Origin of the sequence: Klebsiella sp. 28 (genome assembly GCF_018223905.1) — a bacterium.
Lineage (GTDB): Bacteria > Pseudomonadota > Gammaproteobacteria > Enterobacterales > Enterobacteriaceae > Klebsiella > Klebsiella pneumoniae.
The window spans coordinates 1-23,724 of record NZ_JAGRQY010000083.1 but is presented as its reverse complement, the minus strand read 5'-3'; the positions used below and the strand labels follow the sequence as shown (position 1 = coordinate 23,724).

24 protein-coding genes are annotated in these 23,724 nt (G+C 58.3%); 11 read left to right on the top strand and 13 right to left on the bottom strand.

Going from position 1 to position 23,724, the window contains the following annotated elements; translation table 11 throughout:
- Positions 1 to 7: 7 nt before the first annotated feature.
- Positions 8 to 1,495, bottom strand: coding sequence for a carboxypeptidase M32 (locus KHQ28_RS14635; protein WP_004176294.1), 1,488 nt, complete (start codon positions 1,493 to 1,495; stop codon positions 8 to 10).
- 216 nt (positions 1,496 to 1,711) lie between these two features.
- Between KHQ28_RS14635 and KHQ28_RS14630 the strand changes: the two genes are divergently transcribed.
- Positions 1,712 to 1,804 carry a hypothetical protein gene (locus tag KHQ28_RS14630; protein WP_004206050.1) on the top strand — a complete coding sequence of 31 codons (93 nt, stop codon included), beginning with the start codon at positions 1,712 to 1,714 and terminating at the stop codon, positions 1,802 to 1,804.
- Positions 1,805 to 1,834: 30 nt separating this feature from the next.
- Here the strand turns inward: KHQ28_RS14630 and KHQ28_RS14625 are convergent, their stop codons facing one another.
- Complete coding sequence (locus KHQ28_RS14625; RefSeq protein ID WP_004176293.1) at positions 1,835 to 3,085, bottom strand: MFS transporter; 1,251 nt, start codon at positions 3,083 to 3,085, stop codon at positions 1,835 to 1,837.
- A 130-nt stretch (positions 3,086 to 3,215) separates the two neighbouring features.
- Here KHQ28_RS14625 and KHQ28_RS14620 point away from each other — a divergent pair, with 130 nt between their 5' ends.
- From KHQ28_RS14620 to bioD, 3 genes are all read left to right on the top strand, one after another.
- Entirely contained in the window at positions 3,216 to 4,118 is a 903-nt protein-coding gene (locus tag KHQ28_RS14620) for a LysR family transcriptional regulator (protein ID WP_032419009.1), read from the top strand.
- Between the two features lie 123 nt (positions 4,119 to 4,241).
- Positions 4,242 to 5,462, top strand: coding sequence for a sugar metabolism global transcriptional regulator Mlc (gene mlc / locus KHQ28_RS14615; protein ID WP_032419482.1), 1,221 nt, complete (start codon positions 4,242 to 4,244; stop codon positions 5,460 to 5,462).
- Positions 5,463 to 5,589: 127 nt separating this feature from the next.
- Positions 5,590 to 6,285 carry a dethiobiotin synthase gene (bioD, locus tag KHQ28_RS14610; protein WP_002903703.1) on the top strand — a complete coding sequence of 232 codons (696 nt, stop codon included), beginning with the start codon at positions 5,590 to 5,592 and terminating at the stop codon, positions 6,283 to 6,285.
- Here bioD and clcB read toward each other — a convergent pair.
- The 6 genes from clcB to KHQ28_RS14580 form a co-directional block, all read right to left on the bottom strand.
- Positions 6,238 to 7,533 carry a voltage-gated ClC-type chloride channel ClcB gene (gene clcB, locus KHQ28_RS14605; RefSeq protein WP_004148305.1) on the bottom strand — a complete coding sequence of 432 codons (1,296 nt, stop codon included), beginning with the start codon at positions 7,531 to 7,533 and terminating at the stop codon, positions 6,238 to 6,240. The genes bioD and clcB overlap by 48 nt on opposite strands.
- Positions 7,534 to 7,666: 133 nt before the next feature.
- Positions 7,667 to 8,275: a Tat proofreading chaperone DmsD gene (gene dmsD / locus KHQ28_RS14600; protein ID WP_004209765.1), complete on the bottom strand. Its 609-nt coding sequence runs from the start codon at positions 8,273 to 8,275 to the stop codon at positions 7,667 to 7,669.
- 41 nt (positions 8,276 to 8,316) lie between these two features.
- Positions 8,317 to 9,174, bottom strand: a complete 858-nt coding sequence (locus KHQ28_RS14595) for a DmsC/YnfH family molybdoenzyme membrane anchor subunit (RefSeq protein ID WP_004892232.1) — start codon at positions 9,172 to 9,174, stop codon at positions 8,317 to 8,319.
- A gap of 1 nt (position 9,175) precedes the next feature.
- Positions 9,176 to 9,793, bottom strand: coding sequence for a DMSO/selenate family reductase complex B subunit (locus KHQ28_RS14590; RefSeq protein WP_211777625.1), 618 nt, complete (start codon positions 9,791 to 9,793; stop codon positions 9,176 to 9,178).
- 10 nt (positions 9,794 to 9,803) lie between these two features.
- On the bottom strand, positions 9,804 to 12,239 hold the full coding sequence (gene ynfE / locus KHQ28_RS14585; protein WP_004190280.1) for a selenate/tellurate reductase subunit YnfE: 2,436 nt from the start codon (positions 12,237 to 12,239) through the stop codon (positions 9,804 to 9,806).
- 150 nt (positions 12,240 to 12,389) lie between these two features.
- A complete protein-coding gene (locus KHQ28_RS14580; RefSeq protein ID WP_002903714.1) occupies positions 12,390 to 12,659 on the bottom strand; it encodes a DUF1161 domain-containing protein in 270 nt (89 codons plus the stop codon).
- A 101-nt stretch (positions 12,660 to 12,760) separates the two neighbouring features.
- Here KHQ28_RS14580 and KHQ28_RS14575 point away from each other — a divergent pair, with 101 nt between their 5' ends.
- Positions 12,761 to 13,471 carry a YnfC family lipoprotein gene (locus tag KHQ28_RS14575; protein WP_032419008.1) on the top strand — a complete coding sequence of 237 codons (711 nt, stop codon included), beginning with the start codon at positions 12,761 to 12,763 and terminating at the stop codon, positions 13,469 to 13,471.
- Here the strand turns inward: KHQ28_RS14575 and speG are convergent.
- Entirely contained in the window at positions 13,465 to 14,025 is a 561-nt protein-coding gene (gene speG, locus KHQ28_RS14570; RefSeq protein WP_002903719.1) for a spermidine N1-acetyltransferase, read from the bottom strand. The two genes, KHQ28_RS14575 and speG, sit on opposite strands and share 7 nt — an antisense overlap.
- 78 nt (positions 14,026 to 14,103) lie before the next feature.
- Positions 14,104 to 14,445, bottom strand: coding sequence for a DUF1283 family protein (locus KHQ28_RS14565; protein ID WP_002903720.1), 342 nt, complete (start codon positions 14,443 to 14,445; stop codon positions 14,104 to 14,106).
- A gap of 108 nt (positions 14,446 to 14,553) precedes the next feature.
- On the opposite strand from KHQ28_RS14565, the gene KHQ28_RS14560 reads away from it, so the two are divergent.
- From KHQ28_RS14560 to KHQ28_RS14545, 4 genes are all read left to right on the top strand, one after another.
- Positions 14,554 to 14,916, top strand: coding sequence for a YnfA family protein (locus KHQ28_RS14560; protein WP_072143281.1), 363 nt, complete (start codon positions 14,554 to 14,556; stop codon positions 14,914 to 14,916).
- Positions 14,917 to 15,029: 113 nt separating this feature from the next.
- Positions 15,030 to 16,313, top strand: coding sequence for an MFS transporter (locus tag KHQ28_RS14555; RefSeq protein ID WP_004179732.1), 1,284 nt, complete (start codon positions 15,030 to 15,032; stop codon positions 16,311 to 16,313).
- 263 nt (positions 16,314 to 16,576) lie between these two features.
- A complete protein-coding gene (locus KHQ28_RS14550; RefSeq protein WP_023328605.1) occupies positions 16,577 to 18,040 on the top strand; it encodes a mannitol dehydrogenase family protein in 1,464 nt (487 codons plus the stop codon).
- Positions 18,041 to 18,304: 264 nt separating this feature from the next.
- Positions 18,305 to 18,736: a universal stress protein gene (locus KHQ28_RS14545; RefSeq protein WP_002903728.1), complete on the top strand. Its 432-nt coding sequence runs from the start codon at positions 18,305 to 18,307 to the stop codon at positions 18,734 to 18,736.
- A gap of 50 nt (positions 18,737 to 18,786) precedes the next feature.
- Here the strand turns inward: KHQ28_RS14545 and KHQ28_RS14540 are convergent, their stop codons facing one another.
- Positions 18,787 to 19,473, bottom strand: a complete 687-nt coding sequence (locus tag KHQ28_RS14540) for a GntR family transcriptional regulator (protein WP_002903730.1) — start codon at positions 19,471 to 19,473, stop codon at positions 18,787 to 18,789.
- Between the two features lie 91 nt (positions 19,474 to 19,564).
- Complete coding sequence (ydfG, locus tag KHQ28_RS14535) at positions 19,565 to 20,314, bottom strand: bifunctional NADP-dependent 3-hydroxy acid dehydrogenase/3-hydroxypropionate dehydrogenase YdfG (protein ID WP_002903733.1); 750 nt, start codon at positions 20,312 to 20,314, stop codon at positions 19,565 to 19,567.
- 130 nt (positions 20,315 to 20,444) lie between these two features.
- Here ydfG and dcp point away from each other — a divergent pair, with 130 nt between their 5' ends.
- The gene (dcp, locus tag KHQ28_RS14530; RefSeq protein WP_032419007.1) at positions 20,445 to 22,490 is read left to right on the top strand and encodes a peptidyl-dipeptidase Dcp; all 2,046 of its coding nucleotides are present in this window, start codon (positions 20,445 to 20,447) and stop codon (positions 22,488 to 22,490) included.
- A gap of 77 nt (positions 22,491 to 22,567) precedes the next feature.
- Here the strand turns inward: dcp and KHQ28_RS14525 are convergent, their stop codons facing one another.
- Complete coding sequence (locus KHQ28_RS14525; protein ID WP_004179737.1) at positions 22,568 to 22,954, bottom strand: nuclear transport factor 2 family protein; 387 nt, start codon at positions 22,952 to 22,954, stop codon at positions 22,568 to 22,570.
- A gap of 27 nt (positions 22,955 to 22,981) precedes the next feature.
- Here KHQ28_RS14525 and KHQ28_RS14520 point away from each other — a divergent pair.
- Positions 22,982 to 23,724 (top strand): helix-turn-helix transcriptional regulator (locus KHQ28_RS14520; RefSeq protein ID WP_323131609.1); only part of this gene is annotated, 743 nt, incomplete at its 3' end.

Sequence of the window (23,724 nt, the reverse complement as noted above, 5' to 3'; positions counted from 1 at the left end):
CGTATGATTACAGGTAGCGAGTGGTCAGGTGCTCGCGGAAGTAGCGGCTATTAAGATCCTCACCGGTGGCCTGCTGAATCAACTGCGAGGTGGTGAAGCGGCTGCCATGCTGCCAGATATTCTGCCGCAGCCAGTCGAACAGGGCGCTGAAATCGCCTTCCTCAATATCGCGATCTAATGTCGGCAGCGCGCGGCGGGCCGCGGCCATCAGCTGCGCGGCATACATCGCGCCCAGGGTATAGGAAGGGAAATAGCCGAATCCGCCGTCGGTCCAGTGAATATCCTGCATGCAACCATCCCGATAGTTGCCGGTGGTCGACAGCCCCAGCCAGTGCTGCATTTTCTCGTCCCACAGCGACGGGATATCATCTACCTCAATCTCGCCGTCGATCAGCGCACGTTCAATTTCATAACGCAGGATGACATGCGCCGGGTAGCTCACCTCATCGGCATCGACGCGAATAAAGCCGGGTTTCACCTGCTGATTCCAGGCGACAAAATTGTCCTGGCTAAAGGCCGGCCGATCGCCAAACCGCTCGCGCACCGCCGGTAACAGGCGGTTAAGAAACCGCTCGCTGCGTCCCAGCTGCATTTCAAAAAACAGGCTCTGCGACTCGTGGATAGCGGTGGAGCGGGCGAGTCCTACGGGCTGGTCGACCCACGGGCGAGGCAGATTCTGCTCGTAGCGGGCGTGGCCGGTTTCGTGGATCACGCCGAACAGAGCGCTGAGCAGGTCGTTTTCGTTGTAGCGGGTGGTGATGCGCACATCCTGGGGTACGCCGCCGCAGAACGGGTGGGCGCTGATGTCGAGGCGCCCGCCGTCGAAGTCAAAGCCAAGGATACGCATCGCCTGCAGGCCCAGCTCCCGTTGTTCAGCAATGGGGAAAGGCCCCTGCGGGGCGATTAGCGTCTGCTTCGCCTGCTTCTCCACCGCCTGGCTAAGCAGGGAAGGTAGCCACGATTTGAGATCGGCGAACAGGCTGTCCAGCCGCGCGCTGGTCATATCCGGTTCGAAAATATCCAGCAGCGCGTCGTAGCGTGAGCCGCCCCTGGCATCGGCGCGGATCTGCGCTTCCTGACGGCTCAGTCTGACCACCTCGCGTAGGTTGTCGGCAAAGCCCGTCCAGTCATTGGCGGGACGCTGGCTGCGCCAGGCATGTTCGCAGCGGCTGCCGGCCAGCGATTTTGCTTCCACCAGGCTCTCCGGCAGCAGCGCCGCCTGATCGTACTGACGCTGCATTTCCCGCAGGTTGGCCTGTTCAACATCATTAAGATCCTGCTGGCGGGCCTCCTGTAACCATTGTCCCACTTTTTTATCGGTCAGGATCTGATGCTGCAGCACGCCGAGCTCGGCCAGCGCTTCGCTGCGGGCGACGCTCCCGCCCGGGGGCATCATCGCGAACATATCCCAGCCGGCGATGGCGGCGAGATGCGAAAAGCGCGACAGGCGCTGAAAGGTACGGGTAAGCTGCTGATAAGGCGTATTTTCAGTCATAGTGGCGTTCGGTCCGTGACAGGTGAATAAAGAGATTATCGCTTTGCCTCTACACTATCCTGATACGCCCGGCGGGTCGAGCGTTGCGCACAGGGGAAGGGAAAGACACATGGCGGGAGAATAAGCTCACCTCTGTGATCGGTGTGACAGAAAACGGTAACATAACGGTACTAAACTGTGATCGATTACACAGGTCTGGAGGTTCGGGGGTGGTTTATGAATCCGTTCACCTGGCTGTTTATTGCACTGCTGTCCGTTGATGCCGTCAGAGAGCTGATGGGCTTGTCTTCCATAATGGGCATGTGGTGAAACGTGGCCCGCAGGCCACGTCACACGCGACTATTTCAGTCGCTGATGTAAGCAGGTGCCGGTCAACAGCGCGGCAAGGAGCAGCAGCGCGATAAACCCACCGACGCCGTTCCAGCCGTAGTGATGCCAGAATACCCCGCCTAACGTCCCGGCAAGACTTGAACCCAAATAATAGCTGAACAAATACAGCGATGATGCCTGACCGCGGGCGCGGCGGGCGCGTGGGCCAATCCAGCTGCTGGCGACGGAATGCGCGGCGAAGAAGCCAGCGGAAAACAGCAGCATGCCGATGAAAATAAGCCACAGGGAAGAAAAGAGCGTCAGCAGCAGGCCGCAGAGCATCACCGCTGTAAAGCCAAGCATCACCGGCCCGCGGCCAAAGCGTACGGTCATGGCCCCTGCCTTCGGTGAACTCCAGGTCCCGGTGAGATAAGCTACCGACAGCAGGCCTACCACCGCCTGGCTTAACGACCACGGCGACATCATCAGCCGGTAGCCAATATAGTTAAACAGGGTGACAAAAGCGCCCATCAGCAGAAAACCTTCGACGAACAGCAGTGGCAGGCCACGGTCGCGCCAGTGCAGACGGAAGTTAATCAGCAGCGTTTTCGGTCGCAGCGAGGTCGGGCGGAAATGGCGCGACTCGGGCAGGATACGCCAGAACATAATCGCCGCGGCCAGCGCAAAGCCGCTGATCGCCGCCAGCGCCACGCGCCAGCCGAAGAAATCGGTAAAGACCCCGGTCAGCAAGCGGCCGCTCATGCCGCCGATGGAGTTGCCGCTGATATAGAGTCCCATCGAAAAGGCGACGAAACTGGGGTGGATCTCCTCGCTCAGATAGGTCATGCCGACCGCCGCTACGCCGCTCAGCGACAGGCCGATGAGCGCGCGCATAATCAGGATGCCGTGCCAGCTGGTCATCATAGTCGACAACAGTGAACAGCAGGCGGCCAGCAGCAGGGCGGTGACCATCACCGGCTTGCGGCCTATTGCGTCCGACAGCGGGCCGGTAAACAGCAGGCCCACCGCCAACATCGCCGTGGAAATTGAAAGCGAAATACTGCTGCTGGCCGGCGACACCCCAAACTCGTTCGACAGCACCGGCAGGATCGGCTGCACACAGTAGAGCAGGGCAAAGGTGGCCAGACCGGCGGAGAACAGCGCGAGAGTGACGCGCATAAACTGCGGGGTGCCACGCTTAATAAACGGATCCGGGCGGGATGCACCAGCGACGCTGACCTCGCCCGCCGGCACGGTGTCAACGGTTGTTGTACGACTCACAGAGAATTCCTTGCGTAGAAGTTGCTGCTTACCAACAGAGTGTTGTGACCATTCAGCTCACATTTTTAGGGTATGAAAATGTAAATATTCTGTCTAATATATTAATAATCTCAAATAAGACGTTTTAAATATGAATATCGAGTTGCGTCATTTGCGCTACTTTGTCGCCGTCGCTGAGGAGCTACATTTTGGCCGCGCCGCGGCGCGACTGAACATCTCTCAACCACCGCTAAGCCAGCAGATTCAGATCCTTGAGCAGCAGACCGGCGCTCGCCTGTTTGCCCGTACCAACCGCAGCGTCAGCCTGACGGCGGCCGGAAAGCAGTTTCTCGCCGATAGCCGACAAATCCTCGCCCAGGTGGATGAGGCGGCTGCTCGCGCCGCCCGTCTACACCATGGCGAAACGGGTGAGCTGCGCATCGGCTTTACCTCCTCGGCCCCTTTTATTAAGGCCGTCTCCGATACGCTATCGATGTTTCGCCAACGCCTTCCGGATGTGCATATTCTCACCCGCGAGACTAACACCCGCGAACAGATAGTGCCCCTGAGCGAAGGGGCTCTGGATTTGGGGCTGCTGCGCAATACTCAACTGCCGGACACCCTGGCGTGGGAGCGGGTTCTGCGCGAGCCGCTGTTGGCGATGGTCCCGGCGAATCACCCGCTGGCCCGCCAGCGCTCGGTCAGCCTGGCGGCGCTGGCGCGCGAGCCCTTCGTCTTTTTCGACCCGCACGTCGGCACTGGCCTGTATGACGACATCCTCGGCTTGCTGCGCCGCTACGGCCACACGCCGAAGATTGCCCAGGAGGTGGGGGAGGCAATGACGATTATTGGTCTGGTGGCCGCCGGCCTGGGGGTATCGATCCTCCCGGCCTCCTTTCAGCGCGTCCAGCTCAGTGAAATGCGCTGGCTGCCGATCGACGAACAGGATGCGGTATCGGAGATGTGGCTGGTGTGGTCTAAACACCATGAGCAAGGGGCACTGGCAAAACGCTTTCGTGAGGCGCTGCTCTCCTGGAAAAGCGAGCATAATTGAGGCGAAAAGGGGCTGGAAATGTGCGGTAAATCACAAGGCTAAGTAAAAATTTGACGTTCACCGTCGAAGTGCTTCACCATAGCCGAAAGTTTATTTCGAAGCGCGAAAATAAGGGAGTCAATGGTGGTAGCGGATAGTCAACCAGGCCATATCGATCAAATAAAGCAGACCAATGCGGGCGCCGTGTATCGCCTGATTGATCAGCTCGGCCCGGTATCGCGTATCGACCTTTCCCGATTTGCGCAACTGGCGCCGGCCAGCATCACCAAAATCGTCCGCGAAATGCTGGAAGCGCATCTGGTTCAGGAGACCGAGATCCAGGAGCCCGGCAGCCGCGGCCGCCCGGCGGTGGGGCTGATGGTGGAGACCGAGGCATGGCACTATCTGGCGGTGCGCATCAGCCGCGGTGAGATCCATCTTTCGCTGCGTGATTTAAGCAGTCAGCTGGTGGTGGAGGATCAGCTGGAGCTGGCGCTCACCGACAGCACGCCGTTTCTGACGCGCGTTATCGACCATATTGATCGCTTCTTTATTCGCCATCAAAAGAAGCTGGAACGCCTTACCTCCATCGCCATGACGATGCCCGGTATTATCGATACCGAAAATGGCATTATTCATCGCATGCCGTTTTATGAGGATGTTAAAGATGTCCCGCTCGGCGAAGCGCTGGCCAATCATACCGGGGTGCCAGTCTATATTCAGCATGACATCAGCGCCTGGACTATGGCGGAATCTTTGTTTGGCGCCTCGCGCGGCGCCCGGGACGTCATTCAGGTGGTCATCGATCATAACGTCGGCGCCGGGGTGATCACCGATGGGCGCCTGCTGCACGCCGGCAGCAGCAGCCTGGTGGAGATTGGCCATACCCAGGTCGATCCCTACGGCAAACGCTGTTACTGCGGCAACCATGGTTGCCTGGAGACAATTGCCAGCGTAGAAAGCGTGCTGGAGCTGGCGCAGATGCGCATGGCGCAGTCGATGAGCTCGCTGCTGCACCAGCGTCCGCTGAGCGTGGAGTGGCTTTGTCAGGCGGCGCTGCTGGGCGATTTGTTAGCCCGGGACATCATCAGCGGCGTGGGTAATCACGTTGGGCGGATTCTGGCGATCATGGTCAATCTGTTTAATCCGCAGAAAATTCTGATTGGCTCGCCGTTCAATCTGGCGGCAGAAATTCTTTTTCCGGCAATTTCCAGCTGTATTCGGCAACAATCTCTCCCAGCCTATAGCCGGCATATTACCGTTGAAAGTACTCAGTTCTCCAACCGCGGAACGATGGCTGGCGCGGCGCTGGTCAAAGATGCGCTCTATAACGGATCCTTACTCATACGACTGTTACAGGGTTAACATTTTTTCATAGTCACACCAAAAATTGCGCTATCTCAAGCTGACCTCAGACGGCTTCACGTAGACTTTGCCCACCGTTGATTATTTCTCTCCCGTATATTTCATCGACAAAACTGTGGGGTTAGTGATGTTTAAGCGTTTCTTTATTACAGGTACAGACACCTCTGTCGGGAAGACAGTGGTTTCCCGTGCGCTGTTGCAGGCACTTGCTGCCAGAGGCAAAAGCGTGGCCGGGTATAAGCCTGTGGCGAAGGGCAGCAAAGAGACGCCGGACGGTTTACGTAACAAAGATGCGCTGGTGTTGCAGAGCGTCTCCACGCTGGCGTTACCTTATGAGGCTGTCAACCCCATCGCCTTAAGCGAAGACGAGAGCAGCGTGGCGCATAGCTGCCCGATCAACTACGGTCTGCTGTCCGATGGTTTGCAGCGTCTGGCCGCGCAGGTCGAACACGTGGTGGTTGAAGGCACCGGCGGCTGGCGCAGCCTGATGAACGACCTGCGGCCGCTCTCCGAGTGGGTGGTTCAGGAGCAGCTCCCAGTGCTGATGGTGGTGGGGATCCAGGAGGGGTGCATCAACCATGCGCTACTGACAGCCCAGGCGATCGCCAATGACGGTTTACCGCTGATTGGCTGGGTGGCCAATCGGATCAACCCCGGTCTGGCGCACTACGCCGAAATCATCGATGTCCTCAGCAAAAAGCTGCCGGCGCCGCTGATCGGCGAGCTGCCTTATCTACCGCGCGCCGAACAGCGTGAGCTGAGCCGCTACGTCGACTTAGACATGCTCGGCAACGTGATGGCGATAGATCGAATCCCGGCGTAACGTCCGCGACAGCACAGACGACACGACGCAGGTTATCAGCAGACCGGGCAGCAGCGTATACTGCCCGGTCATCTCGCAAATCATCAGGGTTGACATGATCGGCGCATGGGTCGTGGCGGCCAGAAACGCCGCCATGCCGGTCAGACCCATCATGATGGCCATTTCTTCACTTCCCGGCAGCCACAGCCTGCTGAAGCAGGCAAACAGCATGCCCATCGCCAGGCCGACAAACAGCGTCGGGGTAAAGACCCCGCCAGGCGCGCCGGAGCCGCTGCTGGCCAGCACCGCCAGCAGTTTGCAGATAAATACGCCCACCAGCAGCGCACCGGACGGCGGCAGCAGCAAATAGCTTTGCACTACGCTGTAGCCGTTGCCCCATACTGCCGGGGTGATGAGCGATAAGCCGCCGACAATTAGCCCGCCCAGCGCCAGCTGCCACGGCGGCGCCAGCTTCAGTTTAACGAACCCGCGGTGGCTGTAGTCCATCAGCCAGATAAACAGCGGCCCGCACAGCCCGGCCAGCAGGCCAGTCGCCAGCATTAAGCCATAGTGCAGGGCGCTGAGGTTCTGCTGTAACACGACGTGATACAGCGGCGCGGCGCCGCCATTAAGAAACTGCGTCAACAGCAGGGCGATCACCGCCGAGATCACCACCGGCCCAAGCGAGGCCAGCATCAGCGTGCCAAAGAGAATTTCAGCAATAAACAGGCTGCCGGCCAGCGGGGCATGATAGGCGCTGGCCATCCCGGCAGCCGCGCCGCAGGCGACCCATAGCTTCCATTCACTCTGCGGCGTGAAGCGACGGGCAAACAGCGAGGCCGCCAGCGCGGCCAGCAGGATCATGGCGCCTTCCCGGCCAATCGCGCTGCCGGTCACCACGACCAGCAATGACGCCAGCGATTTCACCAGGCTTGCCGGCGTATCGAAACAGCCGTCGCCGGTCTCCAGGGCTTCCATATAATCGGTGGCGGCATGCGGACGCGCGACGCTGCGTCGTTGCCAGAGCCAGAGTAAGGTTCCCGCCGTCAGGCCGCCCAGCGCGGGGGTAACCAGCCGACGCCACGCCGGCAGCGACTGTGCGGCGTTGACCAGGCTCCCGCTGTCATTACTGAGCAACAGCGTCTCCAGCACCACCATAGCGTGGCGAAACAGCGCCACCGCCAGGGCGGCGAGAAGGCCAATCAGGGTGGCGATCAGCAGGCGGCGAAACATCACCTGCACATCAGGATAGGGATGAAGACGATGCATTAGTCACGGCGAGGTTCGGAAAACATTGGCTTATTGTGATAGGGAATAACCTTAGATGCAAAAGCGATAAGTGCGGGTGAAAGGCTGGGAAGCGGCAAAATAAAACCGCGCCGGATATCGGCGCGGCGAAGGGTTAACGATAGAGCGGTTTTTGCGCCACGGCGATCGGCAGATTCTCCTGCCACTGCGCCAGAGTCGCCTGCGCCAGCTGACCCAGCGCCTGATAGAAGGGGTGGGCGGCATGGTCGACAAAGACGCTCAGGAAACGCCCGGACCACGGCAGCAGGTGCCAGGCCAGCAGCTGAGCGAACAACGCATCCTGCTCCGTTTCGCACAACCATGCCGCCAGGAGTAGCACGGTGCCGAAATGATCTTCCGGTTCGTTGCCATCGGCCTCCAGTGCGATACCGTTCTCGCGCATCCACTGGCGCAGAGCCAGCGTGGAATCGCCAAACAGCACAGACTCTTTATCCAGCCAGACAGAGCCCCAGGGCGGCGCCGGCAGGGCCCATGGCCCGATAAACAGGCGCTGCCAGGCTTCCGGCAACGTTTCTTCAGCCGATGCGGCAAACCCTGACGCCAGCGGGGCTGCGACCGGGAAGGGCCACTGCTGCTGCCAGCTCCCGTCCTGGAAGGCGGCGACCAGCGGCGCAATTTCCGCGCTATTCGGCGCATAAGAGAACAGCGCGCCCAGGGTGCGGGCGCTTAACGCGACGGCGTCGCGATTTGGGATCGGCATCATCACTTATTCCTTTCTGCGGCGCGCGCCTGCGCGCCGTCTCATTAACCGGCAACCGCCATACCGACGGTCATATGCAGACCATAAAACAGGCCGCGGCCAATACATTCGGCGATCAAGACCAGCAGCAGGCCGATCAGCAGCCCCGTAGCGCGCGGCGGCTGGCGGCGGATCAGCGGACATAGCCAGCAGCCGAGGCCCAGCGCCAGCAGTACCAGGCGTAGCGCCTGGAGTTTGCCGTAATCTGGCAGCAGGGTGGCCGCCTGCTGAACCGAGCTGTGAAGGGTACTGAGCCCGGCGCTTTGCATAATGATAACTGCGGCGCTGATGACCAGCGCGGCCACGCTCAGTCCGGCAAAAAACCAGCCGTTAAAGTCGACTTTCGCCAGCCGCAGCAGCAGGGCGGCAAACAGCGGCCCGCTGAGGAGCACCGTCAGAAAGAACGCGCTGGTGGTGTAGCCATTGTACCATGTTGGCACGGTATTGATTTGGTAAACCCGGGTCATTGCGAGGACAAACAGCAGCCCTAACAGCATGGCGATCGCCAGCCAGACTTTACCCAGCGTCGCCGGCATTTTTTCCAGCACCGCCAGCAGCCACCAGAATCCGCCCACGGCGAAGAACAGAGCGCCGCTGGCGATTTCGTTGCTCAGCGCCGAGGCGCCGATGTGGTTCAGCGAGTTAAACGCGCGCAGCGGTGAACCGAGATGCATCACCGAAGCAAGAAAACCAATGCCCATCAACAGCCAGATAAAAAACATATTGCGCACCAGCCGCCGCCGGGCTTCCCGTTGGTCCCCCAGCGCCAGCCAGCCAAGACCGCTGACGATGGTCGCGCCGACCACGCACTGACCCAGCACCGTAAACAGCACCAGCGGCCATTCATGCCATCCGTTTCCCATCTCACACCTCCTTCGGGTTCGCCAGGTAACCGGTGGTATCGCCACACGGCCGGGCATTGGCGTTAGGTTTGATAACGATACTCGGCCGGGTAAAGTGCGCCGACGGCAGCGGCGCTACCGCGGCCAGCTGGCCGTGCTTAGCGCGCAGTTCGGCAATCGGCCCGAAATCCAACGCCCGCAGCGGGCAGGACTCGACGCAGATCGGCTTTTTCCCCTCGGCGACGCGCTCGTGACAGCCATCGCACTTGGTCATATGGCCTTTGTCGGCGTTGTACTGCGGGGCGCCGTACGGGCAGGCCATATGGCAGTAGCGGCAGCCAATGCATACCTCTTCGTTGACCACCACAAAACCGTCTTCGCGCTTATGCATCGCGCCGCTCGGACAGACCTTGGTGCAGGCCGGATCTTCACAGTGGTTACAGGCGATGGAGAGGTAATAGGCAAACACGTTCTGCTGCCAGACGCCGTTGTCCTCCTGCCAGTCGCCGCCGGCATACTCATAGATCCGGCGGAAGCTGACCTCCGGAGTCAGGTTCTTGTAGTCCTTACAGGCCAGCTCGGAGGTTTTGCATCCGGTACAGCGAGCGGAGTCGATAAAGAATCCATATTGCGTGCTCATGGTTTACTCCTTAAACCTTCTCGATATCGACCAGGTTGGTATGCTGTGGATTCCCCTTCGCCAGCGGCGACGGGCGGTGGGTGGTCAGGGTATTCATGCAGGCGCCATGGTCGATCCGATCTCCGGTCATATTGGCGTCGTGCCAGGCGCCCTGGCCCATCGCCGAGACCCCCGGCATGATGCGTGGCGTCACTTTCGCCGGAAGACGGACTTCGCCGCGCTGATTAAAAACGCGCACCATATCGCCGTTTTTAATCCCGCGTTTTTCCGCGTCAAGCGGATTGATCCATACTTCCTGGCGACAGGCCGCTTGTAATACATCAACGTTGCCGTAGCTGGAATGGGTGCGCGCTTTATAGTGGAAACCAAACAGCTGCAGCGGATACTGGCTGCGCAGCGGATCGTCCCAGCCTTCAAATGTGGAGGCGTAGACCGGCAGCGGGCTGATAACTTCGTCTTTCTCCAGCTGCCAGCGGGCGGCAATCTCTGCGAGTCGGCTGGAGTAGATTTCAATTTTGCCGGACGGGGTTTTGAGCGGATGCGCTTCAGGATCGCGCCGGAAGTCGCGATAGGCGACGAAGTGGCCGTTCGGGTCTTTGCGCTTGTAGATGCCCATTCGCTTCAGATCCTCGTAGGCCGGCAGCGCCGGATCTTTCGCCACCATTTTGGCGTACAGATACTGCAGCCACTGTTCCTGGGTACGCCCCTCGGTAAAACGTTGATGCACGTCGTCGCCGAGCCGTTTCGCCACTTCGCTTAGGATCCAGTAAATCGGTTTGCGTTCGAACTTCGCTGAGGTGGCGGGCTGAATAAAAATCAGATAGCCCATATTGCCGGCGTAATCGTTAGGAATGATATCCTCCTGCTCAACGGTCATCAGGTCGGGCAGCAGCAGGTCGGCGTATTTCGCCGACGAGGTCATAAAGTTGTCGATAACCACAATGGTTTCGCACTTGCTTTCATCCTGCAGAATTTCGTGGGTCTTATTGATGTCGGAGTGCTGGTTGATGATGGTGTTGCCCGCGTAGTTCCACAGGAACTTGATCGGCACATCCAGCTTCTCTTTTCCGCGTACGCCATCGCGGCTGGCGGTCATCTCTGGACCGCGCGCGATGGCGTCGGTCCAGGTAAAGCAGGAGATGGCGGTCTTCACCGGGTTTTCCAGCACCGGCAGGCGCTCAATGGTGATGGTGTAGGTTGATTCGCGGGCGCCGCTATTGCCGCCGTTGATGCCGACGTTGCCGGTTAAGATCGGCAGCATGGCGATCGCCCGGGCGGTGAGTTCGCCGTTGGCCTGGCGCTGGGGCCCCCAGCCCTGGCAAATGTAGGCCGGCTTGCTCATGCCGATTTCGCGCGCCAGCTTAATGATGCGCTCGGTGGGGATACCGGTAATACGCGAGGCCCACTGCGGCGTTTTAGCGATCCCGTCGTCGCCCTCGCCGAGGATATAGGCTTTGTAGTGACCATTCGCCGGCGCCCCGGCCGGGAGCGTTTTCTCGTCGTAGCCAACGCAGTATTTATCAAGGAAAGGCTGGTCCACCAGATCTTCGTTAATCAACACCCAGGCGATACCGGCCACCAGCGCGGCGTCGGTGCCGGGGCGAATGGGGATCCACTCATCTTCCCGACCGGCGGCGGTATCGGTGTAGCGCGGATCGATGACGATCATTCGCGCGTTAGAGCGCTCGCGGGCCTGCTCCAGATACCAGGTAATGCCGCCGCCGCTCATCCGGGTCTCCGCCGGATTGTTGCCGAACATCACCACCAGCTTGCTGTTTTCAATATCCGAGGTGCTGTTGCCGTCGTTACTGCCGTAGGTGTAGGGCATGGCGCAGGCAATCTGCGCAGTACTGTAGGTACCGTACTGGTTAAGCGAGCCGCCGTAGCAGTTCATTAAACGCGCCACCGGCGACGCGGAAGGCGACGAACGGGTGATGTTGCCGCCGACGATCCCTGAAGAGTAGTTAATGTATACGGCTTCGTTGCCATACTGCGCAACCACGCTCTTCAGGCGGTCGGCGAGGGTATCCAGCGCCTCCTGCCAGCTGATGCGGACAAATTTGCCTTCTCCGCGCTTGCCGACGCGCTTCATGGGATAGTTAAGGCGATCCGGATGATTGATGCGCCGGCGAATCGAACGCCCGCGCAGGCAGGCGCGGACCTGATGGTCGCCGTAGCGGTCGTCGCCGGTGTTATCCGTTTCGACGTAAACCACTTCATCATCACGCACGTGCAGCCGCAGGGCGCAGCGGCTGCCGCAGTTAACCGAGCAGGCGCCCCAGACAATGCGGGTTGTGTCGCCTGTAGCCTGCTGAACTGCCGCCGCGGCGCGGCGCAGCGTAAAGGGCAGGGTCAGCCCGCCGGCGGCCAGCGCCAGGGAGCCGAGGGCTGTAGATTTTAGTAGCGCGCGTCGGCTGACGCCGCCGGGAGATTCCTGATTCGACATTGCTCACTCCATGATAGTTATGCTGTGCGGAGAAGGACCGCCACGTCATTAACAGACGCAGGGGTGAGCGATAATACGTTATGGGTAGCCAGTAGACCTTATCCCTGGTCAATGCAGGGATAAGATCTTTCATTTGAAACCGAAGAGGGCTTACTGAGCGTCGTTTTCGGCGGGACTGTCGCTGTTACGCGTATAGGTGATTTTGAAGGTGTCGTTGGCGCAATGACCGACCACCTGAACCCCGGGCTGGTCTGCCTGATCGTTTGGCACAATGGCCAGGCTGAAGGCGGTTTCCGGTACGCCATTGTTGATGATCTTCTGCTGGATGTCGCTTTTGACCCGTTCACAGGAGTCGGGAGCCGCCAGTACGGCCGTGGAGCACAGCAGTAGCGCAGCGCCGGTGCAGAGGGATAGTTTCATCTTACGCTCCTTATCGATGTTATCCAGATTTAAGCATAGCAGAACTGGTGTAAACAATTGTATTTGCTAATATGATCGGATGTACACAAAAGGAATCGTCTGTGAAAAGATTGTATTGGCTGATCCCGGCAGCGCTGCTGCTGACGGCATGCGACCGTAAAAGCGCCCCGGACGCCTTCACCCCGGAAATGGCGAGTTTTTCCAATGAGTTTGAGTTTGATCCCCTGCGCGGGCCGGTGAAAGATTTTAGCCAGACGCTGCTGGATGAACACGATGTGGTGGTCAAGAAGGTGAGCGCTCAGCTCTCCAGGGAAGGGTGTTTCGATCTGCTGACCCTGGAAGATGTGGAGAACAAAACCGGCGCCACGCTGCTGCTGGACGCCAACTATTACGTCGACGGGCGCACCCACGAGAAGCGGCTGCGCCTGCAGGGCAAGTGTCAGCTGGCGGAGATGCCTGCCGCCGGGGTGAGTTGGGAGACGGATGATAACGGTTTTATTATCAGCGCACGCGGCAAAGAGACCACCGCCACCTACCGCTATGACAGCGATGGCTATCCGCTGGGAAAAACCACCACCGCCAAAGAGGAGCGATTTACCGTCGTCTCAACGCCGTCAAAGGATCCGCGTAAGAAATTGGACTATACCGCCATCAGCACCTTCAACGATCGCACGCTGGGCACGGTGCGTCAGACCTGCGACTACGACGATCACGACAATCCGCTGAGCTGTGAGCTGCAGGTGGTCGATGAAAGCGTCCAGCCGCCGCTGACCCGCCACTACACCATTAAAAACCGTATCGATTATTACTGAGCCGTCGGCTTCAGCAGGGACGGCCCGGGCGTTTTGTGCTCGGCCAGATACTGGTGCTGGAACAGGCACATGCGGATGGTGTTGCGGTACTCGCCGTTAATGAAAAACTCATGGATCAGTTCACCCTCGACCATAAAGCCGAGCTTACGGTAAATATGGATCGCTTTTTCATTCTCTTTATCAACGATTAAATACAGCTTATACAGATTGAGCACGGTAAAGCCATAGTCCATCGCCAGGCGTGCGGCGCGGGTGGCGAGACCTTTTCCCTGGAAGTCGGGGGAGATGATGATCTGGAACTCGGCCCGGCGGTGCACATGGTTGATTTCAACCAGCTCCACCAGTCCGGCTTTATCGCCATTGCATTCGATGACAAAGCGGCGCTCGCTTTGATCGTGAATATGTTTGTCGTACAGATCGGAGAGCTCAACGAAGGCCTCGTACGGCTCTTCAAACCAGTAGCGCATGACGCTGGCGTTGTTATCGAGCTGGTGGACGAAGCGCAAATCTTCGCGCTCAAGCGGGCGGAGTTTGACGTGTAGCGCGTCGGTCATGGAGATTCCTGTGGTTAAAACGGAAAAGGGATTACAGAAAGGCGGCGCCCGCAGGCGCCAGCGTGGTTAGGGAGCGGCTCAGGGATTGATCGCGCGGCCGGTGCGACGGTCAAGACAGCGCAGGGTGTTTGGCTCCCAATAGGCATTGACGTTGGCGCTCTTCTGGCAGTTATCCTGCGCGTCGAAAGCGACATCGGCTTTATCCCACTCTTTTTCCGCCCGTTTGTTCACCTTCTGGCGCAGGCTGCGGGTGTCGTTCCATTGCTCTTTTTCCATCGACGCCTGCTGACGGCTCTGCGCGCTGTCGCCAGATTCAATCACCAGCCGGTCGGTGGCGGCATAGGAGCTGGAGGTGTAGACCACAGCGCTTAACGCCAGAATGGCGGTCAGGCACCAGCGTTTGTTCAGTGTCATGTTCATCACGATTTCCTTTAAGTGATGGGTTAACCCTCAGGTTCAGTTTACTACAGCTCTTTTGTCGGGCATAGCCGGCAAAACAGCGTGGGGCAGAGGCCATTATCGCGTAGAATGGTTCAACGCTTTGTCTCTTTTACGAATCTTTTAATGCTCAAAACAACGCTGCTGTTCTTTGCTACCGCTCTGTGTGAAATCGTCGGCTGTTATCTACCGTGGCTATGGCTCAAGCGCGGGGCAACGCCGCTGCTGCTGATCCCCACCGCCCTGGCGCTGGCGCTATTCGTCTGGCTCCTGACGCTCCATCCGGCCGCCAGCGGGCGGGTATATGCCGCCTACGGTGGGGTGTACGTTTGTACCGCATTGCTCTGGCTGCGGGTCGTTGATGGGGTCAAATTAACCCATTATGACTGGGCGGGCGCGGCCGTCGCCCTGTGCGGCATGCTAATCATCGTGGCGGGGTGGGGACGGGCCTAAGCTCGTCATGTGTGATCCCTGCCGCTTTTTTCAACCCTAATTCTTGTATGGTAGTCGACCTGTTGCCTTACTTATCAGACATCCTATTTCATATGACTCTGTAAGGAACAACGATGGCTATCGAGACTCTTGCCGCCCGGACCGGGGCGACGCCGTTACGCATCCGTCGGGTGCAGAAGATCACCCTGACGCTGCTGTTTATCGCCGGTATCGTCAACTTTCTTGACCGCTCTTCGCTGAGCGTCGCTGGGGAGGCGATACGCGCCGACCTGGGCCTTAGCGCCACCGAGTTCGGGGTGCTGCTCTCCGCCTTTTCGCTCTCTTACGGCTTCGCGCAACTGCCCTCCGGTATTTTGTTGGATCGCCTGGGGCCACGGATTGTGCTGGGCGCCGGGCTGATTTTCTGGTCCGCAATGCAGGCCCTGACCGGGATGGTCAATTCGTTCTCGCATTTTATTCTGCTGCGCATTGGCCTCGGGATCGGCGAAGCGCCGTTTATGCCAGCCGGCGTGAAATCGATCAACGACTGGTATGCGCAAAGAGAGCGCGGCACGGCGGTGGGAATATTCAACTCCTCGACGGTGCTGGGCCAGGCTATCGCCCCGCCGGCCCTGGTCATCATGCAGTTGGCCTGGGGTTGGCGAACGATGTTTGTGGTGATTGGTTTAGCCGGGATCGTGGTCGGCCTGTGCTGGTATGTGGGCTACCGTAACCGTCGGCAGTTTACCCTGCAGGAGGAGGAGCAGCAGTATCTGGCCAGTGAGGAGGCGGCCCGCCCGGCGCTGAAGTTTAGCGAATGGCTGGCTCTGTTTAAACGGCGGACTACCTGGGGGATGATCCTCGGCTTTTCCGGTGTGAACTACACCGGCTGGCTGTATATCGCCTGGTTACCCGGCTATTTGCAGGCGCAGCAGGGGTTAAGCCTGGCCCGTACCGGCTGGGTGGCGGCGATCCCGTTTCTTGCCGCGGCGGTGGGGATGTGGGTCAACGGCCTGGTGGTCGATGCCCTGGCGCGCAGAGGCTACGATCTGGCGAAAACCCGCAAAACGGCGATTGTTATCGGTCTGGTGCTGTCGGCGCTGGGCACCTTGCTGGTGGTGCAATCGTCGACGCCAGCCCAGGCGGTGGCTTTTATCTCCATGGCGCTGTTTTGCGTTCATTTCGCCGGGACGTCCGCCTGGGGGCTGGTGCAGGTAATGGTGGCGGAGCATAAAGTGGCTTCGGTGGCGGCGATCCAGAACTTCGGCAGCTTTGTGTTTGCCTCCTTCGCGCCGATCGTGACCGGCTGGGTAGTGGATACGACTCACTCTTTCAATCTGGCGCTGGTGATCGCCGCCGGGGTGACCTTTGCCGGGGCGCTGTGCTACTTCTTTATCGTCAAAACTCGCATCGATTAACAACGCTCGGCGATTCGTCAACAGCAGGCCCGCAGGGACGCGCGGCCGCCATGTTCTTCTCCTCCCGTTACCTGCACTATCCTGTCACTGCGGCGATTGCAGCCTCGTGCCCCGTGCTTTATCACGCAAGATCTTCTTGTATGGTAGTTGACAGAAATCAAAGATGTTATACCAATTGCGTGAGATGGTTGAGGCACAAAGGCATTCTCCTCGAGAGTTCTCCCCGAGAATGGTTGATGGGCTACATAACAACGAGAGTCATCATGGAAAACACCCTCTTAACCGCTAACGCCACGCTGCCGACCTACGATCGCAGCGCACTGATCCCCCGTATCGTTCATCTTGGTTTTGGCGCGTTTCATCGCGCTCATCAGGCTGTGTATGCCGATATACTGGCCAGCGAGCACGGCAGCGACTGGGGCTACACCGAAGTTAATCTGATTGGCGGCGAGCAGCAGATCGCCGATCTCCAGCAGCAGGATCTGCTGTATACCGTCGCCGAAATGTCCGCCGACGCCTGGACCGCGCGCGTGGTTGGTGTGGTGAAGCAGGCGCTGCACGCCGGGGTTGATGGTCTCGAAGCGGTGCTGGCGGCGATGTGCCAGCCACAGGTGGCCATTGTCTCCCTGACGATTACTGAGAAAGGCTATTGCCATTCGCCAGCCAGCGGCGAACTGCAGCTCGATCACCCGCTGATCGCCGCCGATCTGCATAACCCGCACCAGCCAAAATCGGCGGCGGGGGTAGTGGTGGAGGCCTTATCTCGCCGCCGGGCGGCCGGCCTGCCTGCTTTTACCGTGATGTCCTGCGATAACATGCCGGAAAATGGTCACGTTATGCGCAACGTCGTCTGCGCCTACGCCCGGGCTTTAGACGAGGATCTTGCCGCATGGATAGAGCAGAATGTCACCTTTCCGTCGACCATGGTGGACCGGATTGTCCCGGCGGTGACTGCCGAAACCCTCGATAAAATTACCCAGCTGACCGGGGTGCGCGACCCGGCCGGGGTGGCCTGCGAACCTTTCCGTCAGTGGGTGATTGAGGATAACTTTGTTGCCGGACGTCCGCAGTGGGAGAAAGCGGGAGCGGAACTGGTCGCCGACGTGGTGCCTTTCGAAGAGATGAAGCTGAGAATGCTCAATGGTAGCCATTCGTTCCTCGCTTATCTCGGCTATCTGGCCGGTTATCAGCATATCAACGACTGTATGCAGGACGATAACTACCGTCGCGCGGCGCTGTCGTTGATGCTGGACGAACAGGCACCAACGCTGAAGGTGCAGGGGGTGGATCTGTCACGCTATGCCAGTTTGCTGATTGACCGTTACTGCAATCCGGCGCTGAAGCACCGCACCTGGCAGATAGCCATGGACGGCAGCCAGAAGTTGCCCCAGCGCATGCTGGACTCAATACGCTGGCATTTGGTGCATCAGCGTGATTTTACACTGCTGGCGCTGGGCGTGGCAGGGTGGATGCGCTACGTTGGCGGCGTTGACGATGCGGGCCAGGCAATCGAGATATGCGACCCGTTGTTGCCGGTTATCCAGCAAGCGGTGGCTGCCAGCGCCGATGGCGAAGCGCGAGTCAAAGCGCTGTTGGGTATTGAGGCGATTTTTGGCGTCGAATTGCCGCAGGAGTCACGCTTTGTCACGGCGGTGACCCGCGCCTACTTAGCGCTGCAGCGGCAGGGGGCTAAAGCTACCGTCGCCGCGTGGGCCGCCGCGCAATAATCTTTTTCCGGTGTCGGTCCCGGGGTCGACACCGGCTCTTCAGTTATTTCTACGATACTCCGCTGATGTCTATTTTTTGCTAGCGATCGGTTTTAGCAGACGCAGAATATGATCGAACGCAATGTCTATACATAACTCTATATTTCCCTGATTTACTAAAGATAATTAGCTGTTATTTTTCCGAACAATGACTGGTATTTCACCGCAATAATGGCATAGTTAAGTTATTGAAAAAGAACTTTCTCTGCAAAAGGAGTACGGGTCATGTATAAAAAAATTTTATTGCCTGTTGATGTCTTTGAAATGGATTTAAGCGATAAAGCGGTGCGTCACGCGGAATTTCTCGCTTCGGCCGAAAATGGCGAGATCACCTTGCTCAACGTTCTGCCGAACAGCAGCCGTTCGCTATTGCGCGGTTTTACGGCGGATATTCGTAAGTTTGAAGCCTATATGAAAGAAGAGTCGGAGAAAAAAATGCGCGAGGTGGCGCGACTGTTCGCCATCCCCATGACGCGGATCCATACCCGCGTAGTCTTTGGCAACGTGCGTGACGAAATTCTGGCTATCAGTAACAACGAAGAGTTCGATGTCATTGTGATTGGTTCCCGCAAACCGGGGATCTCCACCCATCTGCTGGGCTCCAACGCCGAGTCAATTCTGCGCTACGCCAAAACGCCGGTATTGGTCGTTAGATAATCCCTTCAATGAGGACGGCTGCGTCGGCCATGCCGGCAGCCGTCTGACTCTTATTCTTCACTAAACCAGTCGCGGTTCTCCTGGCGAATCAGCAGTACGGATTCGCTGATTTCATGCAAATGGATACTCATGGCTTTTTCTACCGCCTCGGCATCGCGTTTTTCCAGCGCGGTGAAAATCTCATGATGCTGGCGCAGAAGCATCTCAGGAGAGGTGACATGGTCCAGACTCATATAGCGGACGCGATCGATGGCGGCTTTAATATTTTCCACTGTCTCCCAGGCCAGCTGACAGTCGGCGATAATCGACAGCTTCTGGTGAAATTCATCATCGAGCAGGAAAAAGTCGTTTAACTGCTGCCGATCAACGGCAATACGCTGCTGGTGAAGATTCTGTTCCAGCTGATAAAGTTGCTCTTCGTTAATCATGCCGGCGGCACGGCGAACCACCGCGCACTCGATCGCCTGGCGGACGAAGCAACCATTACGCACCTGCGACAATGAGATTTTATTGACGTAGCTACCGCGCTGGGGACGAATCTGGATAAGTCCGTTTTCCGCCAGCTTAATGAAGGCTTCGCGCACCGGCTGACGAGACACCGCAAAACGCACGGAGACTTCTTTCTCCGACAGCGGTGTACCAGGCGGGATCAGGCAGTGAACGATATCCCGGCGGAGGATGCGATAAATTTGCTGATTGACGGGTTGCGTAGGATTCAGTTGCGATTCTGCGGCCATTGATGGTTACTTTTTAGGGGGTTATGCGCACTATTTTACGCGTTTTTTGCGTTTCCGCCCATACCCGGCCCGCAGGCCGGGTGGCTGACGGTTAGCCCTGACGGTGAACGCTGAGTCCGGCAAAGCTCTGACTCACCGGCATCATCTCCAGGGTGTTGATGTTGACATGTTTCGGCAGGGTGGCGACCCACCAGACCGCCTCGGTCACATCTTCCGGCGTTAGCGCTTGGGTATTTTCGTAAGCTTTTTCGGCTTTAGCGTCATCGCCCTTAAAGCGGACGTTAGAAAACTCGGTGCCGCCCACCAGACCCGGCTCGATGTCGGTCACGCGCACCGCGGTGCCGTGCAGGTCGGTACGAAGATTGAGGCTAAACTGACGGACAAAGGCTTTGGTCGCCCCATAGACGTTTCCGCCGGCGTAAGGCCAGCTGCCTGCCGTAGAGCCGATATTGATGATATGGCCGCGATTGCGCTCCACCATCCCCGGCAGCACGGCGCGGGTCATGTACACCAGCCCTTTATTATTGGTGTCGATCATATCTTCCCAGTCTTCCACACTGGCGCGGTGCGCCGGCTCCAGACCAAGCGCCAGGCCGGCGTTGTTCACCAGCACATCGATAGCCTGCCACTCGGCCGGCAGGTCAGCAATCAGCGTCTCAATGGCGGCGCGGTTGCGGACGTCAAGTTGCGCGATATAAAGATTATCGCCCAGCTCGTCTTTCAGCGTCTTCAGGCGCTCTTCACGACGACCGGTGGCAATCACTTTATGACCGTTAGCGATAAAACGGCGAGTAATACTTTCACCAAAACCGGCGGTGGCGCCGGTGACCATGATAATCATCTTACTGTTCCTCAACGCTTTTTGTGTTTTCATACCATAGCACGCACAGGCGGCGACCGGTAACGGAAATCATTGCGACCCCTTAAGGAGAGGCCTAATCTTACAGCATTAGCCTGTACAGGAGAGAAAGATGTCCGAACGAAACCCCTTTTTTAGCGTCAGTACGTTGCCTTACCAGGCGCCGCCGTTCGATGTGATTGACGACAGCCACTATCGCCCGGCGTTTGATGAGGGCGTCCGGCAGCAGCGGGCCGAAATTCGCGCTATTATCGACAATCCGCAGCCGGCCAGTTTCGCCAACACGCTCGAGGCGCTGGAGCAGAGTGGTCAGCTGCTGGCGCGGGTGACGCGGGTCTTTTTCGCCATGGCTGGCGCCCATACCAATCCTTATATTCAATCACTGGATGAACAATTTTCCGCCGAACTCGCCGAGCTGGGGAATGACATCTGGCTTAATGCGGCCTTGTTTCAGCGCGTGAACAGCGTCTACGAGCAGCGCGACGCGCTGGCGCTGGACAGCGAGTCCTATCGTCTCCTGACCCTGACGTGGCAACGTTTTGTTCACGCCGGGGCGACGCTGGCTCCCGAGCAGCAGGCGGCGCTGCGCACACTGAACACCGAAGCGGCTACGCTGCAAAGTCAGTTCCAGCAGCGACTGCTGGGAGCGGCAAAAAGCGGCGGCCTGGTGGTTGATTACCGGCATCAACTGGCTGGCCTGAGCGATGAGGAGATAGCGGCGGCGGCTGACGCAGCGCGTGAAAGAGGGCTTAGCGACCGCTGGTTGCTGACGCTGACCAATACCACCCAGCAGCCGCAGCTGCTTGCGCTGCGCGACCGGCAAACGCGGGAGAATCTCTTCGCCGCCGGCTGGACCCGCAATCAGCAGGGCGATGAGCATGATACGCGTGACCTGGTACTGCGGCTGGCGGCGATCCGCGCGCAGCAGGCTGAGCTGTTGGGAGCCGCTGATTACGCCAGCTGGGCGCTGACCGATCAAATTGCGGCTTCCCCGGCGGAGGCATTGGGCTTTATGCGCCGGATAGCGCCGGCGGCGCGGGCGAGGGCGGAACGAGAGCTGGCGGACATCCAGCAGGTGATCGACAACGAAGGCGGGGGTTTTCGCGCGACGGCATGGGACTGGCTTTACTACAGCGAGCAGGTGCGGCGGGCTGCCTATGCCATTGATGACGCGCAGCTCAAACCCTATTTTGCCCTCGAGCGGGTGCTGCAAGACGGTGTATTCTGGACGGCCTCGCAGCTCTTTGGTCTGCGCTTTGTTGAGCGCTTCGATATACCGGTCTATCACCCGGATGTGCGGGTCTGGGAGATCTTCGATCACAACGGCGAAGGGATGGCGCTGTTTTACGGTGACTACTACGCTCGTGACTCAAAGAGCGGCGGCGCATGGATGGATGTGTTTGTCGAACAGTCGACTCTGCGCGCGCAGCGCCCGGTTATCTACAATGTCTGCAACTACGTCCGCCCGCAGGCAGGGCAAAGCGCGCTGCTGTCGTGGGATGAGGTGATCACCCTGTTTCATGAGTTCGGCCATACCCTGCATGGGCTGTTCGCCAGCCAGCGCTACGCCAGTCTCTCAGGGACCAATACGCCGCGCGATTTTGTCGAATTTCCTTCGCAGATCTTCGAACACTGGGCCAGCCAGCCGCAGGTGTTTGCCCACTACGCGAAGCACTACCAGTCCGGGGAGCCGATGCCGCAGGCGCTACGCGACAATATGTTGCGTGCGGCAACCTTCAATAAAGGGTACGACATGAGCGAGCTGTTGGCTGCTGCGTTACTCGATATGCGGTGGCATAGCCTGTCGACCTCGGCATTACCGGAGGAGGTGGACGCGTTTGAGCAGCTGGTGCTTCGGGAAGAGAACCTGGATCTGGCGGCGGTCCCCCCGCGCTATCGCAGCAGCTATTTCTCCCATATCTTCGGCGGCGGCTATGCGGCAGGCTATTACGCCTATCTGTGGACCCAGATGCTGGCCGACGACGGCTATCAATGGTTCGTGGAGCAGGGCGGTTTGACCCGTGAGAACGGTCAGCGTTTCCGTGAGGCGATTTTATCACGCGGGAACAGCACTGATTTAGCTGAACTGTATCGCCAGTGGCGCGGACACGATCCGCAGATTGAGCCGATGCTGAAAAATCGCGGATTGAGTGCGTAGGGCAATTTTAGTCTGACAAGATAACCGGGCGCGCTGCCCGGTTTTTTGTCTGATCTAGTCGTAACCTTATATTTCTTTTACCTCACGCTGCCTAAATCTTTATCGCTCTCTCTCCCTTTAAGCATTAGCGTGGCTTCTTCGATACGAATGAAGCGCCCGGAATCATCTATTTCAGCGAACATATAAACTTCCATGTCCACCTCTTCTCCGCTGCGCCTGGTGCACAGAACGCGATGCCTTGTGGCATAAAGATTCCCGTTACGAAGTTCGTCATGTAACTCAATTTTAGCGAAGGCGATAATTTCCCGGAGTCTACGCGCATGCTGAGCAAAGCCATCTAATCCTTCCCACTTGTTATCAGTACGCTGCCGATAACCGGGACTAAAATAACGACTGAGTATCCGATCCAGTGGTATCTGTTGGTGGTTGATAATGTCATCCAATACCCTAGTAATAGTAATCATTTTGATGGTTAGTCCTCTGTGAAAGTGATGAATACTTTACAATCGACTAACTGGCTTCAGTACGGTATAAATGACATTAAACGCCTCAAACACGCCAATATGCACGATCCATTGATTCCATTCGAACCGGTATTTTCACCCCAGGGACCCACTTTACTCGTCGCGGTACGTCAGTCTGAGGTAATACGGGAGACTCCACGCCACCATCACAGCTGTGGGCAGTTAATCGGTGCCATACGTGGGCTACTTACGGTCGATGGCGGTGATTGTCGCTGGGTGGTACCGGCAACACATGCCGTCTGGATACCGCCAGGTGTTCCGCACGGCCTGCGCTCGCACGGTCCATATTCAGGATGGAGTGTTTATGTTTCTGCCAAAGCCTGTGGCGAGCTACCTGATAAGCCATCTGTTCTCTCAATGACAAATCTGCTGCGTGAAGCGATAACGCGAGCGGCTGCATGGCAAGGTGTAGAGCTTACTGCGTCCCAAAAACGTTTAGCTGGCGTTATTCTTGATGAAATTGGTTCCCTTCCCAGGGTTAATCTTGGGCTTCCAATGCCGCAAGATAGCCGATTGCTCAGAATCGCGCAGGCGCTGTCAGCAAACCCGGACGACGGGCGCAGGTTGGAAGAATGGGCAGCCTGGGCCGGCATGTCATCACGCACGCTCACGCGACGATTCCGAGCCGAAACGGGTTTTAGCTTCAATGAATGGCGACAGCGGATACGCTTACTCAGGGCTCTTGAGCTACTGGCTGCCGGCAAGCCAGT